The 15,617-nt window shown below is 61.5% G+C and carries 17 protein-coding genes; 8 read left to right on the plus strand and 9 right to left on the minus strand.

Annotated elements, in window-relative coordinates:
• Positions 1-32 precede the first annotated feature (32 nt).
• A complete protein-coding gene (locus tag ACT3UA_RS16730) occupies positions 33-815 on the plus strand; it encodes a type 1 glutamine amidotransferase domain-containing protein (RefSeq protein ID WP_096285647.1) in 783 nt (260 codons plus the stop codon).
• A gap of 117 nt (positions 816-932) precedes the next feature.
• Here ACT3UA_RS16730 and purL read toward each other — a convergent pair whose 3' ends face one another.
• Genes purL through purS form a run of 3 tightly spaced genes read right to left on the minus strand, consistent with a single transcriptional unit; the run spans position 933 to position 4,248 of the window.
• Positions 933-3,248 (minus strand): phosphoribosylformylglycinamidine synthase subunit PurL, encoded by a 2,316-nt coding sequence (gene purL, locus ACT3UA_RS16735; RefSeq protein WP_096285645.1) that lies wholly within the window; start codon positions 3,246-3,248, stop codon positions 933-935.
• Entirely contained in the window at positions 3,245-3,997 is a 753-nt protein-coding gene (purQ, locus tag ACT3UA_RS16740) for a phosphoribosylformylglycinamidine synthase subunit PurQ (protein WP_096285643.1), read from the minus strand. The genes purL and purQ overlap by 4 nt, the downstream gene beginning before the upstream one ends.
• Positions 3,997-4,248, minus strand: coding sequence for a phosphoribosylformylglycinamidine synthase subunit PurS (purS, locus tag ACT3UA_RS16745; protein WP_096285640.1), 252 nt, complete (start codon positions 4,246-4,248; stop codon positions 3,997-3,999). The genes purQ and purS overlap by 1 nt, the downstream gene beginning before the upstream one ends.
• Before the next feature lie 219 nt (positions 4,249-4,467).
• Between purS and ACT3UA_RS16750 the strand changes: the two genes are divergently transcribed.
• Complete coding sequence (locus ACT3UA_RS16750; protein ID WP_096285638.1) at positions 4,468-4,878, plus strand: YchJ family protein; 411 nt, start codon at positions 4,468-4,470, stop codon at positions 4,876-4,878.
• Between the two features lie 12 nt (positions 4,879-4,890).
• Here the strand turns inward: ACT3UA_RS16750 and ACT3UA_RS16755 are convergent, their stop codons facing one another.
• Complete coding sequence (locus ACT3UA_RS16755) at positions 4,891-5,550, minus strand: ankyrin repeat domain-containing protein (RefSeq protein ID WP_444617487.1); 660 nt, start codon at positions 5,548-5,550, stop codon at positions 4,891-4,893.
• On the opposite strand from ACT3UA_RS16755, the gene ACT3UA_RS16760 reads away from it, so the two are divergent.
• Complete coding sequence (locus ACT3UA_RS16760) at positions 5,471-5,824, plus strand: hypothetical protein (protein WP_176484139.1); 354 nt, start codon at positions 5,471-5,473, stop codon at positions 5,822-5,824. The two genes, ACT3UA_RS16755 and ACT3UA_RS16760, sit on opposite strands and share 80 nt — an antisense overlap.
• Positions 5,825-6,024: 200 nt before the next feature.
• Positions 6,025-7,155: a 23S rRNA (uracil(747)-C(5))-methyltransferase RlmC gene (gene rlmC, locus ACT3UA_RS16765; RefSeq protein WP_096285634.1), complete on the plus strand. Its 1,131-nt coding sequence runs from the start codon at positions 6,025-6,027 to the stop codon at positions 7,153-7,155.
• Between the two features lie 64 nt (positions 7,156-7,219).
• Here rlmC and ACT3UA_RS16770 read toward each other — a convergent pair whose 3' ends face one another.
• From ACT3UA_RS16770 to ACT3UA_RS16780, 3 genes are all read right to left on the minus strand, one after another.
• On the minus strand, positions 7,220-8,803 hold the full coding sequence (locus tag ACT3UA_RS16770) for a cation:proton antiporter (protein WP_096285632.1): 1,584 nt from the start codon (positions 8,801-8,803) through the stop codon (positions 7,220-7,222).
• A gap of 61 nt (positions 8,804-8,864) precedes the next feature.
• Positions 8,865-9,320 carry a hypothetical protein gene (locus tag ACT3UA_RS16775; RefSeq protein WP_444617490.1) on the minus strand — a complete coding sequence of 152 codons (456 nt, stop codon included), beginning with the start codon at positions 9,318-9,320 and terminating at the stop codon, positions 8,865-8,867.
• A gap of 33 nt (positions 9,321-9,353) precedes the next feature.
• Positions 9,354-10,253 carry a 3-methyladenine DNA glycosylase gene (locus ACT3UA_RS16780; RefSeq protein WP_444617492.1) on the minus strand — a complete coding sequence of 300 codons (900 nt, stop codon included), beginning with the start codon at positions 10,251-10,253 and terminating at the stop codon, positions 9,354-9,356.
• Between the two features lie 77 nt (positions 10,254-10,330).
• On the opposite strand from ACT3UA_RS16780, the gene ACT3UA_RS16785 reads away from it, so the two are divergent.
• From ACT3UA_RS16785 to ACT3UA_RS16795, 3 genes are all read left to right on the plus strand, one after another.
• A complete protein-coding gene (locus tag ACT3UA_RS16785; RefSeq protein ID WP_444617494.1) occupies positions 10,331-10,885 on the plus strand; it encodes a mycothiol transferase in 555 nt (184 codons plus the stop codon).
• Between the two features lie 117 nt (positions 10,886-11,002).
• Positions 11,003-11,281 carry a hypothetical protein gene (locus ACT3UA_RS16790; RefSeq protein WP_444617496.1) on the plus strand — a complete coding sequence of 93 codons (279 nt, stop codon included), beginning with the start codon at positions 11,003-11,005 and terminating at the stop codon, positions 11,279-11,281.
• 59 nt (positions 11,282-11,340) lie between these two features.
• Positions 11,341-11,802 carry a hypothetical protein gene (locus ACT3UA_RS16795; protein WP_444617498.1) on the plus strand — a complete coding sequence of 154 codons (462 nt, stop codon included), beginning with the start codon at positions 11,341-11,343 and terminating at the stop codon, positions 11,800-11,802.
• Between the two features lie 185 nt (positions 11,803-11,987).
• Here ACT3UA_RS16795 and ACT3UA_RS16800 read toward each other — a convergent pair whose 3' ends face one another.
• Together ACT3UA_RS16800 and ACT3UA_RS16805 are read right to left on the minus strand one after the other, a co-directional pair.
• Positions 11,988-13,475, minus strand: coding sequence for a DHA2 family efflux MFS transporter permease subunit (locus tag ACT3UA_RS16800; protein ID WP_444617500.1), 1,488 nt, complete (start codon positions 13,473-13,475; stop codon positions 11,988-11,990).
• A gap of 48 nt (positions 13,476-13,523) precedes the next feature.
• Positions 13,524-14,858 carry an NtaA/DmoA family FMN-dependent monooxygenase gene (locus ACT3UA_RS16805; RefSeq protein ID WP_444617502.1) on the minus strand — a complete coding sequence of 445 codons (1,335 nt, stop codon included), beginning with the start codon at positions 14,856-14,858 and terminating at the stop codon, positions 13,524-13,526.
• A gap of 148 nt (positions 14,859-15,006) precedes the next feature.
• On the opposite strand from ACT3UA_RS16805, the gene ACT3UA_RS16810 reads away from it, so the two are divergent.
• Positions 15,007-15,612, plus strand: a complete 606-nt coding sequence (locus ACT3UA_RS16810) for a TetR/AcrR family transcriptional regulator (RefSeq protein WP_444617504.1) — start codon at positions 15,007-15,009, stop codon at positions 15,610-15,612.
• The last annotated feature ends 5 nt before the right edge of the window (positions 15,613-15,617 follow it).

The following is a 15,617-nucleotide window of genomic DNA, read 5'->3' on the forward strand; positions in this document are numbered from 1 at the left end:
CTAGGCTGGGGATCGGGTGAAAGGAGCACGTCATGAAGAAAATCCTCATGGTACTAACCAGTGTTTCCGAGATCGGCGACACGGGAGAAAAAACCGGATACAACGTGGCCGAGGCCGCGCATCCATGGAAAGTATTCAAGGACTCCGGGCATTTCGTAGACTTTGCCTCGATCAAGGGCGGACAACCACCGCAGGATACGGTAGATACCGACGACCCGATCCAAGTGGCATTCACGCAGAATGAGGCTACGCGGGCGGGCCTTTACAACACCGCGCGAGTCGAGGTTGTGGACCCCGAACAATATGACGGCGTTTACCTGGTCGGTGGACATGGGACCATGTGGGACTTCCCTGAGCATGAAGGGCTGCAGAAACTTGTAGCCAGCGTCTACGACGCAGGGGGACTAGTCGGTGCGGTTTGCCACGGTTCTGCTGGATTGCTCGACGTCGAATTGAAAAATGGATTGCGCCTCATCGAAGGGCGAACCGTCGCGGCATTCACCAACGAAGAAGAGGTCGCAGTCGGCAAGGACAAGGTCGTCCCGTTCCTCCTTGTCGACAGGCTGGTTGAACAAGGTGCCATTCACGAAGCGGCTGAAAACTTCGAAGAAAAGGTTGTCGTCGACGAGCGTCTGGTCACCGGCCAGAATCCGGCGTCCGCAGCTGGTGTCGCCAAGGAGATGGAGAAGCTTTTCGCTCAAGTGATTCAGCAGGAGAAAGCCGCCGAGCAGCATGACGCCGAAGACCTTCGTGCCCAGCATGATGCCAAGAAGTCGGCATCGCGCAAGGAGCACGATGAGCACAAGCATCACTAGAAGAGCTAGGTCCCGAGCTGGCGGGGAGCACCTCGAACCGGCATGAATACGGCGAACAGCCCGTTTCCTCACCGAGGAAACGGGCTGTTCGCCGTATTGCGCTATTAGCGCGGAGGCTTAGCCGAAGTACTTCTCCATGGTGCCTTCGTGCGCGGCACGCAGGTCCTCGACGGACACGGTGAATTCACCCTGCACCTCCAGGGCATTCGATTCCGCATCGACGATGCCCAGGCGAGCCACGGTTACACCGCGGGCGCCGGTCATGTCGTTGAAGCGGACCTCTTCGCTGCGCGGAACCGCAACCAGTGCGCGAGACTGCGATTCGGAGAACAGTGCGGTGAATGAATCGACACCGTCACGCTTCTTGATGTCGTCCAGGGCCACCCGGGCACCGACACCGTAGCGCAGGACCATTTCCGACAGCGCGGCCGCAAGGCCGCCCTCGGAGAGGTCATGCGCCGCGTCGACCATGCCGTCGCGGCTGGCGTTGATCAGGATCGCGCCCAGTTCCTTCTCAACCTCCAGATCCACCTTCGGTGGCAAGCCGCCGAGGTGTCCGCGCAGGTTGGCGAACTCTGAGCCGTCCAGCTCGTCGAAGGTCTCACCGATCAGGTAGATTGCCTGGCCGTCTGCCTCTTCGCGCCACCCCGATGGGGTGCGGCGTGCCACGTCGTCCAGCTTGCCCAGGGTTGCCACGACCGGGGTTGGGTGGATCGCGGTGGTGCCGGTCTGGTTGTACAGCGAGACGTTGCCGCCGGTCACCGGTACTCCGAGCACCTTGCAGGCGTCGGATAGGCCGCGGATGCCTTCGGCCAGCTGCCACATGACATCCGGATCCTCGGGGGAACCGTAGTTCAGGCAGTCCGAGACCGCCGCAGGGATCGCGCCGGAGGTGGCGACGTTGCGGTAGGACTCGGCCAGCGCCAGCTGGGCACCCAGGTAAGGGTCCAGGTAGGTGTAGCGGCCGTTGGCATCGGTAGCGATGGCTACGCCAAGCCCGGTTTCCTCATCGATGCGGACCACGCCTGCATCATCCGGGGAAGCCAGGGCGGTGTTGCCACCGACATAGCGGTCGTACTGGCGGGTGATCCAGGACTTGTCGCACATATTCGGGCTGGCGATCAGCTCGAGCAGCGCAGCCTTCAGCTCGTCACCGGTAGCCGGAAGGTTCGCTCCGGCCTCCGACGCCTTGAAGGTATCTGCCTGCAGGGCGTCCTGCCAGCTTGGGCGAGCATACGGACGGTCGTACACCGGGCCGTCGTGGGCGACGGTCTTCGGGTCCACGTCCACGATGACTTCGCCATCCCAGGTGATGATCAGGCGGTTGGTGTCGGTGACCTCGCCGAGCCAGGAGTACTCCACGGAGTACTTGTCCATGACGGCTTCGAAAGCCGCGACGTTCTCCGGGGTGACCACGGCCATCATGCGTTCCTGGGACTCCGACATCAGGATTTCGCCCGGGGTCAGGGTCGGGTCGCGAAGCAGCACATCGGTCAGCTCGACACGCATGCCGCCCTCGCCGTTGGAGGCGAGTTCGGAAGTGGCGCAGGAGATGCCGGCGGCACCCAGGTCCTGGATGCCCTCGACCAGGGAGGCCTTGAACAGGTCCAGGCAGCATTCGATGAGCACCTTCTCGGCGAAGGGGTCACCGACCTGCACGGCCGGGCGCTTGGAAGGCTTGGTGTCGTCGAAGGACTCGGAAGCCAGCACCGAGGCGCCGCCGATGCCGTCGCCGCCGGTGCGCGCACCGAAGAGCACCACCTTGTTGCCCACGCCCGAGGCGTTGGCCAGGCGCAGGTCTTCGTGGCGCAATGCGCCGACTGCCAGCGCGTTGACCAGCGGGTTGCCCTGGTAGATCGGGTCGAAGACGGTTTCGCCGCCGATGTTCGGCAGGCCCAGCGAGTTGCCGTAGCTGCCGATGCCGGAGACCACGCCGTGCACCACGCGCTGGCTATCGGGGTGGTCGATCGCGCCGAAGCGCAAGGGGTCCATCACGGCGATCGGGCGGGCGCCCATGGAGATGATATCGCGCACGATGCCGCCGATGCCGGTAGCCGCACCCTGGTGCGGTTCAACGAAGGAGGGGGAGTTGTGCGATTCGATCTTGAAGGTCACGGCCCAGCCGTCGCCCAGGTCGGTGACGCCGGCGTTTTCGCCGATGCCGACCATCAGGTCCTTCTTCATCTCTTCGGTGACCTTGTCGCCGAACTGGCGCAGGTGGTTCTTGGTGGACTTGTACGAGCAGTGCTCGGACCACATCACCGAGTACATGGCCAATTCGGCCGCGGTCGGGCGGCGGCCCAGAATCTTCACGATCTCCGCGAACTCGTTGTCCTTCAGGCCCAGCTCGGCCCACGGCAGTTCCACATTCGGGGTACCGGCCGCGTTATCGACGGTGTCGATATTGAATTCCTTGGTCACTTCCTGGCTCACTTCTTGCCTCCAACGAGGTGGGTCAAAACACTGGTGAAGAACGTCAGACCGTCGGTGCCGCGGTGATCCGGACCGAAACCGGCCTCGATGGCGTGCTCCGGGTGAGGCATGAGGCCCACCACGTTGCCCGCCGCATTGGAGATGCCGGCGATCGAACGGCGCGAGCCGTTCGGGTTCCAGCCCACGTAGCTGAACGCCACGCGGTTCTCGGCCTCGAGCATGTCCAGGGTCTTCTCGTCGGCCACGTACTGGCCGTCCTGGTTCTTCAGCACGATGGTGATTTCCTGGCCCGGCTCGTAGCCGTTGGTCCAGGCGGTCTGGTTGTTCTCCACGCGCAGCAGCTGATCGCGGCAGAGGAACTTCAAGTGGTCGTTCTTGATCATCGAACCGGGCAGCAGGTGCGACTCGGTGAGGATCTGGAAACCGTTGCAAATGCCCAGCACGGGCAGCTTGGCTTCGGAGTTCGCAGCATCGACGATCTTGGACATCATCGGTGCGAAACGGGAGATCGCGCCGGCGCGCAGGTAGTCGCCGTAGGAGAAGCCACCGGGAATCACCACGGCGTCAACGTCCTGCAGCTCGGTGTCGGCGTGCCACAGGGACACCGCTTCGGCACCGGCTGCGCGCACCGCACGAGCGGCGTCGCGGTCATCGAGGGTGCCCGGGAAGGTCACCACGCCGATGCGCGCTCCAGAAAGTTCGGAAGTTGGCGTCGAATAGTCGCCAATCAAGGGAAGATCTGTGCTCATTAGTCTTCGACTACCTCGACGTTGACAACGTCCTCGATGACCGGGTTCGACAGCAGGGTCTCCGCCGCTTCGCGCGCCTGGGCGAGGATTTCTTCGGTCACCTCGCCGTTGACGGTGAGTTCAAAGCGCTTGCCCTGGCGGACAGCTTCGAAGGAGGTGAAGCCTAGGCGGGGAAGTGCTCCCGCGATGGCCTTGCCCTGAGGGTCAAGGATTTCTGGCTTGAGCATGACATCTACAACGATGCGGGGCATCCGGCATATCTCCTGTTGGCGAGGTTAAGTTAAATGCCACACGGAGTTGCCGTCTCACACCAGGGGGATTTGGCGCTCCGCGAGCTTGCTTTACAAGTCTACCGGGTATGTGACGCGCAAAACGCAGGGGTGTGTGCAACTACCGCTTTAGCGGCGATTAAGACGTGTGATATTCGGCTCGTGGGCTAGGTCACCGGAGCGTGCAAGTAAGCTGGATACGTGCAAAACTCCAAGGAAACCCGCTGTCCCTGCCGTGAATTAGACGCAGCGCAGCGCAGCTACGCGCAATGCTGCCAGCCCTTTCATGACGGACGGACCAACCGGTCAGCGCTGCCCGACACCGCAGAAGAGCTGATGCGCTCGCGCTATAGCGCCTTTGCCTTGGGGCTGCACCGGTATTTGCTTGAGACCTGGCATGAGACCACCCGGCCCAAGGAACTGGAGCTGGATGCCCACATGCGCTGGCTGGGCCTGGAGATCCATGCAACCCGCTCGGGCGGCGCCACCGCGACGCGTGGAGTCGTGGAATTCGAGGCGCACTACAGCCTCGGGCAGGATCGGGACAGCCAACGAGAAGCCAGCTCGTTCGTGCGGGAAGACGGAGCCTGGTTCTACGTCGACGCCCTGTAGCAGAACTCGCCGCTATTTGCTGGAGTTGCGCAGGGCGGAGAGCATCTGCGGCTGATTGCGCTTCTCGGCAAGTTCGAAGGCGTCGGATCCGGAAGGATCGGTCAGGTGCGGATTAGCTCCGGCTGCCAAGAGCAGGCGGGCTATGGACAGCGAATTATTCGAGCCCTGGCCCAGGGAGATGGTCACATGCAGTGCGCTCCAACCAAGATCATTGACCTTGTCCAGGGGGATATCGTGCTGCAGCAGGACACGAACCGATTCCACCTGTCCGGCTTCGCTAGCCACGAACAAGGCGGTGCTGCCCAGCCGGTCGACGCTGTTTACATCGGCGCCGTGGGCCAGTGCCGAACGCAGCACGTCTTCGAGGCCAAAGGCGCTGGCTCGCAGGAACGGTGATTCCTGGGACTTGTTCTTTGAGTTCGGATTCGCCCCATCGGCAAGCAGCAGCTTGGCGATCTGGTCATCGCGGTTGAGCACCGCGCGCATCAGCGGAGTATTTCCCCGTCCGTCTTTGGCATCCAGCTCGGCGCCGTCCTTCAAAGCTTTGCGCACCGAGCCGACTTCGCCTTCGGCAACCGCCGCAAAAAGAGCGGTGGTTGAGGTCGAATGGATCGGTCCGCTTTGGGTCAACGGCTTGATGCTGGCAGATCCAGAGGTGGCCGCACTCGACAATGGGGCAAGGCTTCCTTGGGAAGCTGCCGGATTCGACGTCGACCTGGCGCTCGCGCTTGTGGCGGGCTTGGTTGCCAAGCTCGTGCTGGAACTGGTGGCGGCAGATGGCTTGCTCTGCGTGCTGGAGGGGGCAGCAGCCGGACTTTGCACCGGCAAATTTGGCGGGCTAGTGGAAGAGGCGGCCGAGGGCACGGGGTCTGCTTGGGGGACTGAAGAAGCGCAACTGCTGCAAGCTCCAAGTACGGCGGCCAAGGGGAGCGCTAGCAATGCGTAGCCACGTCGTTGCGTGGAATGCCCGTGTCGAAGTGCCATCTTTCCTTTCAATGATCCGCGGTTTTCCGGTAGCGGTGAAGTTCCTGCCGAATGTCGATCTGCTAGTGAGCATATCGGGGAAAGCTGAAAATTTGCGGTCAATAACCGCCGAAATCTCTTTGCGCCCCAGGCGCAGGCTTCTTCGCTAAAATTGGAGACACCATGGAATGCCTTTACTTCTCCGCCGGACGTTGCCGTTCATGCACCCAAATGACGGTGCCGTACGTTGACCAGCTCCAGGCCAAAGCCGACCACTGCGCCACCGCGCTCGCGCAGTTCCCAGACCTGCAATTCTTGCCGCCGCAAGCCAGCTCAGAATCGGGCTTCCGCAATAAGGCGAAAATGGTGATCTCCGGAACCACCGAGAATCCGACCATCGGAATTCTCGACGCCGACGGCCACGGCGTAGACCTGCGCAACTGTGGGGTTTGCGCTCCCGAACTGCGCGCGCTGTTCCCGGTGATCGAGCGCTTCATCAAGGAACTGAAGCTCATCCCCTATGACGTGCCCAAGGGCAAGGGGCAGCTCAAGCACGTCATCCTCACTCTTTCGGACACCGGAGCGGTCATGGTGCGCTGGGTGCTGCGCACTAAGAAGCACTTCGTGGCTCTTCGCGATTCACTGCCTCAATTCCTCGAGCTGCTCCCGCGCCACAGCGTGGTTTCGGTGAACTTCCTGCCCGAGCACAAGGCCGTCTTGGAGGGTGAAGAAGAAATCATCCTCACCCGCCGCACCACCTTGGAATTCGGACTGAACGGCGTGCCGATGCACCTGCGTCCGCAGGGGTTCTTCCAGACGAACACCGAGATTGCCGCCGCGCTGTACCGCCAGGCTCGCCAGTGGATCACCGATGCAAATCCTGCCAGCCTCTGGGACCTGTACAGCGGGGTAGGCGGCTTCGCGCTGCACTGCGCCGAAGGCGGGCGTCGGGTGCAGGGAATCGAAACCAGCACCGAGGCGGTGGCTGCGGCGCAGGTCGCGGTGGAGGAGATGGGCTTGGAGAACACGACGTTCACCGCAATGGACGCCACCGACTTCGCGCTATCCGCCGGGCAGGCGCCGGAAGCGGTCATCGTCAATCCGCCGCGTCGGGGCATCTCGGCCGAGCTGGCACAGTGGCTCAACGATTCGACCGTGCAGCATGTGGTGTACTCCAGCTGCAATTCGGTTTCGCTGGCCCGGGATCTTGCACGGCTAGACAAGTTCACCGCTAAGCAGGCCCGGGTGATGGACATGTTCCCGCAGACCAATCACTACGAGGTGATTGTTCGTCTCGAACGCGCCGCAGTCTAAACGCGTATAGAGACGCACTAGGGTGGCCGGAACCATTAACAGGTTACGGCCACCCTTTTGCGTGCTAGCGGTCCAAGGTGGCCGTGCGCATATCAAGGCGCTGCATGATCTGGTCAACCATATGCGGATCAACCCCGGGTTCGCGCCGGGCGCGGAGCAACTCGTCGCGGGCCGCCGCCAGCGCCGTGGACTGAATCGCGTCGGCCTTGGTGATCACCGCGCGCAGCTGGGTGTATTTTTCATCGGTGATCGCGTCATGCGTATCCGGATCGGTCAGCAAGATGTTGTGCAGGTCGTGCATGCGTCGGGTGACCACATGGCGGTAGTTCTCCGGCAGCTGCTGCAGCTCAAGATTCTTCTTCAGGGTCTGCACCGCAACTTCTTCGGCCCGGCGAGCGAGCGCGCGGCGGGCCTTTTTGGTGGCCTGGTCATTGCCGCGCAGCTTGAGCGCCCGCATCAGCATCGGCAGCGTCAGCCCCGGGACTACGAGGGTGGCGAGCAGTACGGAGCAGGCGGCGACCACCACGAAGTTCCTTCCCTCGATGGGGGTGCCTTCCGCGGTGAACTTCGGCAGGGCCAAGGCGAGAGCAAGGGTGGCCAGTCCGCGCATGCCGCACCAGGTGAGCACCAGCGAATCCTTGGCCGCGGAGACCTTCTCCATCCCGCGCCGGGCATTTGGCAGATAGTAGGTGCCGAACATCCAGAGCGTCCGAACCAGGATCACTACGACACAGATGGCAAGGATGCCGGGAATGAACCCGAGCAGGTTGCTGCCCTCTTCCTGGATGACCGAGTTCATCTCCAGGCCCATGAGGCCAAAGGCCAGACCGGTGGCCAGCATTTCGAGCACTTCCCAGAAGGCGTGCCGGGTCAACCGTTCTTGCGAGTCCTGCGGACGGTCGCGGCGTCCCAGCTCCAGGGCCAGCACCACGACCGCGACCACGCCGGAGGCATGGACTTCCTCGGCCAGCATGTAGACGGCGTAGGGTGCCACCAAGGTTGCCGCGCAGCGCGCCGCCAGATTAGGCACGAAGCGGTTCAGCCAACCGACAACCCAGGCCATGGCGATGCCCACGATGATGGCCACCGCCGCGCCGATCAAGAATTTCGGAATGAGGTCCAAGCCGACCTCGGTGCCGTTAAGCGTGGCGGTGACCGCAAGCTGGAAGAGCACGATGGCCATCGCGTCATTGAACAGCCCCTCGGTCTCCAGCAGGGAGGTGAGCCGCCGCGGCATTTTCACCTTCGTCGCAATCGCATCCACCGCTACCGGGTCCGGCGGGGCGACGATGGCGCCGAGGGCGATCGCCAAGGGAACCGACAGGAAGGGGGCGAAGGCCAGCGAGGTTGCCGCCACCGCGCCGGCGGTTACCACGATCAGCACCACCGCGAGGCGGATCAGCGCTTTCCAGCGCAGCCGGAACACCGACCAGGAGCTGCGCTGCGCGGTGGCAAAGAGCAGCGGCGGCAGGAAGATGGGCAGGATCAACGCTGGATCGATATGCAGTTCAGGCATGAACGGGAGGAAACCAGCCAACGTGGCAAGGATGAGCATCAGGATTGGATAGGGGAGCTTGATGCGCTCACCCAGCCCGACAATCAAAATAGTGGCGAACAGCAGCGCGATGATCAGCAGGAAGAACTCCATAGTCTTCCTATTCTAGTCGCTGGAGCTATCCGTGGTGGCATCTAGAGGAGGATATAGCGGGTTATTTCATGCCCTCGCCCAGCAGCGGGGCCAATGCATCCCATTCGCTAATCGCGCAGCCATTATGGCGGTCAAAGCTTGTATCGACTTGCTTCCCACCTAATTTTCCGCTGATCCTTGCCGTCGCGGGCCCGCCATAGATCTCGGTGCAGCTTTGCTGCGGCGAGCGTTGCGGGGTGAGCACTTCGGGATTCTTGGCCAATAAGGCACAGGCGGCATTCGACTCGGGCAGCGTACTAGAATCAGCGGCCTGGGCGCCGCGGCAGGATAGATGGTATTCGCTGTCGACGGACTTCCCCTCGAAGCTGATGCTGATCTTGAGCTCTGCGTCAGCGCCAACGGGTGAGGTGCCCGCGGTGGGAGCCGAACTGGCGCAACCAGCGAGCAGCAGCCCGGCCAGTAGCGGAGCTACGAAAACCAGACCCGTGTGCGCCTTCCGATTCTTCAGTCGTCCCATGAACCAATTGTGCTTCCCTTTTAGCCCAACACGCTAGCGTTCCGAGGCAATTGGCAGGCTGAGCACCACCTGCAATAGTTCCATCCGCAGCTTCTCCGCCCGCAGGGCGAACTCCTTTTGCAGCCGAACATATTGCGCTTTGCCCTCGGGAGTCTCGATTTGGATCGGCTCTTGGCCCCAATCCCCAAGGTCGTAGGGGGAAGCCTGCATGTCCATGGTGCGGATATCCCAGGCCAGTTCGAAGCAGTCCATGACCAGAGCGCTGGGAACCGCAGGGCTCAACTTATAGGCCCATTTATACAGGTCCATATTTCCATGCAGGCAGCCGGGCTGTTCCAGGTCGCGTTGCGTCTCACGGGTTGGCTGCAACTCGTTGAGCGGCACCGCCTCCGGAGTGTAGAAGCGGAAGGCATCAAAGTGCGTGCAACGGATCTTGTGGTTTTCTACGACCTCGTCCGTGCCCGTCGCGCCGAGGCGAAGCGGCAGGTATTCGTGGCGTATCCCGTTGACCTCGGATTTGTAGGCCATCGCCCATTCATGCAATCCGAAGCAGGAGAAATTGGCCGGCTTCTGTGCCGTATTGCGCAGCAGGATGCGGGCGAATTCGATCACCCTGGCCCGTGACTCGGAGAATTTCTCAATATCGAGTTCTACCCCCGGTCCTGCCGGGGTTTCCGTGCTGCGGTAGAACTTCCAATCTTCACGTTCTCGGGCCTGCTCGCCAAGCAGCACCACGCCGACGCCCGGGTGCCAACGATAGAGCTGGCCGGGTTTCTGCGTGTAGTAGGTGAAAAGGAAATCCTCGATGGGATGTTTGGCCCCGGTCATCCTGCGCTGGACAAATGGTTCGCCAAAAGCTCTCGCGCGGACCTCATGCGCGGCGGCACGTTGCATCCAGTGCGGGGCTTCCAAAGCTGTGGCGGTTAGGGGCATACTTCTAATTATTCAATTCATGGGCCGGCGAAACCAGTTTGGTACGCCAACTCACATATCCTGCACAGGAGTACACCATGGAAAACTTCCCTCCCTGGGAGCCGCCAATGGACGGCACCGAGGAAGCGCACCTGCTCAGCATGCTCGACCGGTTGCGCACCACCTTCAGGTATAAGGCCGACGGCCTGGACATCGGGCAGTTGGCGGCGAGGCTGCCGAGCAGCGAGCTGAGCCTCGGTGGACTGCTGCAGCATCTGGCGGTGGTCGAAGACGAAAATTTTGCCTACTTGATCGGCCGCGGACGCCCGGAGATCGTGCTTGAATTCTCTGCCGAGGGGCGCGACCATTTCGCGGTGAACGCCGAAGAGAATCCGGAAGCACTTTATACGCGCTATGACAAGGCAGTGCTAAAGAGCAGGGAGGTTCAGGCTCAGGTAGTTGCCGCGGGTGAACTCGATGCGCCCTCTGCCTTGGAATACGAGGGGAAACACGCAAGCGTACGACGAATAATCTGCGATGTGATCGAAGAATACGGCCGGCATACCGGGCACGCGGACTTGCTGCGAGAAGCGATCGACGGCCGAGTGGGCGAGGACCCTCCTTTTGATTACCGTCCACCTTGGTACGCGTGATTTAAGGTTTCGGCTAAGCAAGCTTGAATGGCGAGGTAGCTTGAATGAAGAGTGGGCAGTGCCGAATCGTGAAGGCTTATTTGCGTCCTCGAATTGCTACCAAGACGCATCTAGCAAGTGGTTAAGCAACAGCCGAATTACGGGACGGGTGGCTTCAAATCCACTACCTATTGCACCAAGAAAGTCACTGCGATCAAACATTCTTCGCAGGCACGATTTAAGCGGTTGGCCTGGTGGGACAAGGGTGGCCCTGAAATTAGCCAGCCAGCCAAAAAGATAAAAGCCGGTAGCCATAACGGCACCTATTGCCCTGCCGTCTTCGAACAGACAAATCACGCACTGTCATGTAAATCTGTGAAAAAACCGCCTGGTCAGGCCGCACTCTCTGGACTATAGTCTGCAACGGCAAGACTTACTATGCTGGTGCCTATGCTCCCGTACAGAAGGGGGGCTTCATGCCGTCCGTAAGCAACATGCTGACAAAAATCAAGATTCTACTTGAATCCAAATCTTCAGAGAAACCGATGGTCTACGTTGTCTACGGTAATCAACCCAGCCCGTTTGCGGATCTAGAATACATAGAGCCAATAATCGCGGTCGTGGCCAGTGAGCGTGAATGCTTTGCGATTCAAGAAAATTACCAAGTCACTGAAGTCAGCTGGGAAGCACGAAAGGTGCAGGATGCTGAGAGCAGTGACCTGGCAGGAGTCAGAGTTCTGTATCTCATGCATACCACTTTGTTACCGTACGATGAGGATGCCGATGGAAATCCAGTCTTCGGGATCATGGAGTCTCCACAGCCCACGGCCCTATATTGCAGTCGGGATACCGCTGAACAAGAAGCACCGGATCAATACCTGCACATAGTCAGACTCGGTGAAGTAAACCTTCGCGGCGTCGGAGAGCTTTTGGAATAAACATCCTTAAACAGAGAATTTTGTCATTTTCCTCGTTCAGCCGACAGCGGTTTACCAGTAGGATTTCGTTGCGCAATTGGCGTGCGACAACAGCTGGCTTTGCCGTTGTGCGCGGCGCGGCCAGCTGATGCTACTGCTTGGTCGAGGGATTGATCCGATGATCTCGGCGATAGTTGACGCTACGGTTATTTATCGGTTGTGGAGCCGGTCAGTGGGGCGGGGTGGCGGCGCTTTCCGAGAAGCAAGGTGCCGATGACGGCCAAGATCGCAATGACACCGGCCGTGGTGAACGCCGTTTGTCCTGCGGCGACGGTTTGCGAAACGGTCAAGGCTCCGGCCTGTGCCGCGTTTGCACCGATCGTGTACATGGCCACGAGAACCGCGCCACCAGCGGCACCGGCAAGTTGCTGCGCGGTGGTGAACGCTGCGCTCCCGTACGGGTAGAGCTCGGGGCGCAAAGACGATAGGGCCAAGGTGGTTATCGGAGCCCACATCATCGCCTGGGATGCAGAGAGGACAAGGTAGGCGGCGAGGTACAACCAGACGCTGTTGCGCTCATTGAGTGTGCTGAGGAACCAGATGCTCGCTGCCCAGATAACTCCGCCGGGGATGACCAGTGGCCGTGGTCCGAAACGATCGTAGATCCGCCCGCCCGCTGCGGAAACGAGCGCGATCACGGCGCCGCCCGGGACGAGGAAGAGCCCGATGGCCAATGTGCCCAATCCCAACGCCCCGGTGAGGACGAGGGGGAGGACCAAGCCGATGCCGAAGGCGTTCAGCGCGATGAACACCATGACCAGCAGCGGCACGACGAACGACTTCGACTGGAAAACGCGCATGTCCAGGAACGGGTCGCGGTTTCGCCGGCGGAGGGCTGCCTGGCGGAAGGCGAATGCGGCGACGCCCAGGACGCCGACCGTGATGGGGATGGCGGGCGAGATGGGCGCGTGGCCGGAAGCGGACTCTCCGATTGAGGAAAGGCCGAAGATCAAGGCGCCGAAGCCGAGAGCGGATAGGGCGAGGGAGAGCACGTCAAGAGTCGCGTGTTCCGGTGTTGTGATGTTCTTGAGCTTGACGGCTCCCAGGATGAGCGCGATCACGGCGATGGGCAAGACGAGGATGAACAGCCACCGCCACGGCAGGACCGAAAGTACGAGTCCGGAGATTCCTGGGCCGAGGGCAGGCGCAATCGCGGGCACCGCGGTGACCAGTGCCATGACGCTGCCACGGCGTGCTTCAGGAACCAGCCGCATGGCGGTGGTCATAAGCAGCGGTACGAAGACGGCGGTTCCCACCGCTTGGATGATGCGACCGGTGAACAGGACGCCGAATCCCGGTGCAGCGGCCGCGACGGCGGTTCCGATGATGAACAGTGCCATAGCGGTGAGGAAGATCGTGCGCATGTGGAAGCGGCGCATGACGAACCCGGTCGCGGGGATCAGCACTGCCAGCGTCAGCAGATAGCCCGTCGTCAGCCACTGCCCTGTCGAGGGGGTGATTTCCAGGTCGGCGATCAGGGTGGGCAGCGCGACTCCCAGCAGCATTTCGTTCAGGAGCACGAGGAAGGTGGACCCCATCAGCAGGCCGATCACCAGGGCGCTTCCCGGTGCGAGCCGATCTCCTTGGTGGTCATTGGGCGGATGGGCTGTCGTGGAAGAGTTCAAAGTGGGCATGTTTGTGCTTTCTTAAATGGTGAGTGCGTGAAGGTGCTGGAGCGGGAATCAGGAAAGGCGCGGATCCTGGCCGTACTGTTCCGGGGCGCCGAGGTGGTCGCGCAGGGTGGTGCCTTCGTAGTCGTTGTGGAACAGGCCCCGTTCTTGCAGCAGTGGGATGACTTCGTCGACGAACGCATCGATCCCGTCCGCGTATACGTCAATGGCCAGAGAGAACCCGTCGCACGCGCCGGCTTCGAACCATTGCTGCATATGGTCGGCAACCTCGGCGGCCGTGCCGGGCACGACGGGGTGGTAGTCGATGACGCCGTGCGCCAGCACGTCACGCAGGGTCCACCCTTCCCGGGCCAGCTCGAGCGCATGCGGTGCCCGCGGGTCGCCCGGATTGGCGCGCGCCGAAGATTTTTGTTGTGCGGTCAGGGGCTCATCGAGCTGAGCGGGGGTAAGCGCCAGACCGAGCATGGAGCCCAGATACCGGACTCGTTGATTGAGGTCAACCGATTCGTCCAGGCTTTGCCGGCGGTCAAGGGCTGCCCGTCGGGATGCGGCGACGCTGGGCATGAATCCGGCGAAAAGTTTCACTTCGTCCGGGTTCCTGCCTGCCCGTTCGGCTGCCGAACGCAGGGCGTTGCGGTGTGCGCGGCCTTCTTCGATGGTGAACGGATTCGCGTATACGCCACTCGCGTAGCGGCCGGCGATCTCGAGGCCATTTCCGCCACCACCGGCTTGAAAGACTACCGGCTGTCCCTGTTCGGAGGGTGGAATCGCCAGGGGGCCGGCGGAGGCGACGTAGCGGCCTTGCAGGTTCACTGGCTGGATCTGGGACATGTCGGCGAACCTCTTGTGCTCAACATCGCGTAGCCATGCGTCGATCCCCCAGCTTCCCCAGAGCGCCTGGACGATCTGGATGACCTCGTGGGCGCGCTCATATTTCTGCTCGCGTGAGGGCAAGGTGATGCCGTAGTTGGCGGCGGCGGCCGGGTGCGAGGTAGGCACAGCGTTCCAGCCAGCCCGGCCGTGGCTGGCAACATCGAGGGCTTTGAACTGCCGGGCGATGGTAAACGGTTCGTTGAGTGTGGTTGAACTCGTCGCGACGAGTCCGATGCGTTTGGTCGCCCGCGCCATTGAGCTCAGAACCACGAGCGGATCGATGGCGTGGTGCGGAGCCTCTCGCTCGAGGTCCACATCGAGAGCGGGTGTATCGGCAAGGAAGATCAACTGGATCTTTCCGCGTTCGGCCGCCTGAGCATAACGGTCGAAGACGTCCATGTCGGTGTATGCCGAGGGCTCGGTGCCGGGCTGGCGCCAGGCGCCGGGTTGCGCCCCATAACCATTGGCTACCTGCAGTGCCAGGAGCATTCGATGAGTGGAAGAAGCGGGCATGAAAGGATCCTTTAACAGCATTTGATGGTGGTTGGGTTGCCGAATGAGAGCACCGCGCAGATGACAAGCGAGGCAAAAGGAGATAGTCTCCTCTTAGGAAATAACTATATGGAGACCGTCTCCGCTTTGTCAAGGTAAGGGTGAATTCATGTCCACATCTGCTGCAGGGAAAGGTCGGAGCCCGCGGGCTGACGCCCAGCGAAACAGGGACCACATCCTCGATACCGCGGCGCACTTTTTTTCCGAGCATGGGGTTTCAGGGTCGCTCGATGCGATTGCCAAAAAGGCTGGAGTGGGCGCGGGTACCTTGTACCGCCACTTCCCCAATCGGGAGACGTTGCTCGCAGCCCTGCTCACCGCGCGCGACGAAGAGCTAGAGGTGCGGCGTGATGCCATCCGGTCGGAAACTAGAGACGCTGGCGATCGTCTTGAGCAATGGCTTATCGCCTTGATCGACTGGGCGGGCGCCTTCGACGGTTTGCCTGAACCGCTCCGCGCCGCGAGCCGCACAGAGTCTTCCCCCTTGGGAATCACCTGCCAGGGGTACATCACCACGACGGACGAGTTCCTGATAGCCGCCCAGAAAGACGGAGCTGCGCGTTCTGAAGTGCGCGGACGGGATCTCTTCCTCGCCGCGTTGGCAATCAGCTGGGTGCGTGACGCCGCCATGGCGGACGAGAGTTCAGCCCAAACGCTGACTACCCTCACGAAGGCGGGATGGGCTACCTCCAGCGGCGCCGATTCCGGACATTGAGTCGT

Origin of the sequence: Glutamicibacter sp. 363, from assembly GCF_052379505.1 — a bacterium.
Classification (GTDB): domain Bacteria; phylum Actinomycetota; class Actinomycetes; order Actinomycetales; family Micrococcaceae; genus Glutamicibacter.

Coding starts and splice junctions, on each gene's coding strand:
- ACT3UA_RS16770 (WP_096285632.1), bottom strand. CDS start 8,803: ATGGAGTTCTTCCTGCTGATCATCGCGCTGCTGTTCGCCACTATTTTG.
- ACT3UA_RS16795 (WP_444617498.1), top strand. CDS start 11,341: ATGCCGTCCGTAAGCAACATGCTGACAAAAATCAAGATTCTACTTGAA.
- ACT3UA_RS16805 (WP_444617502.1), bottom strand. CDS start 14,858: ATGCCCGCTTCTTCCACTCATCGAATGCTCCTGGCACTGCAGGTAGCC.
- purQ (WP_096285643.1), bottom strand. CDS start 3,997: ATGAGCACAGATCTTCCCTTGATTGGCGACTATTCGACGCCAACTTCC.
- ACT3UA_RS16810 (WP_444617504.1), top strand. CDS start 15,007: ATGTCCACATCTGCTGCAGGGAAAGGTCGGAGCCCGCGGGCTGACGCC.
- purS (WP_096285640.1), bottom strand. CDS start 4,248: ATGCCCCGCATCGTTGTAGATGTCATGCTCAAGCCAGAAATCCTTGAC.
- ACT3UA_RS16785 (WP_444617494.1), top strand. CDS start 10,331: ATGGAAAACTTCCCTCCCTGGGAGCCGCCAATGGACGGCACCGAGGAA.
- ACT3UA_RS16780 (WP_444617492.1), bottom strand. CDS start 10,253: ATGCCCCTAACCGCCACAGCTTTGGAAGCCCCGCACTGGATGCAACGT.
- rlmC (WP_096285634.1), top strand. CDS start 6,025: ATGGAATGCCTTTACTTCTCCGCCGGACGTTGCCGTTCATGCACCCAA.
- ACT3UA_RS16730 (WP_096285647.1), top strand. CDS start 33: ATGAAGAAAATCCTCATGGTACTAACCAGTGTTTCCGAGATCGGCGAC.
- ACT3UA_RS16775 (WP_444617490.1), bottom strand. CDS start 9,320: ATGGGACGACTGAAGAATCGGAAGGCGCACACGGGTCTGGTTTTCGTA.
- ACT3UA_RS16800 (WP_444617500.1), bottom strand. CDS start 13,475: ATGCCCACTTTGAACTCTTCCACGACAGCCCATCCGCCCAATGACCAC.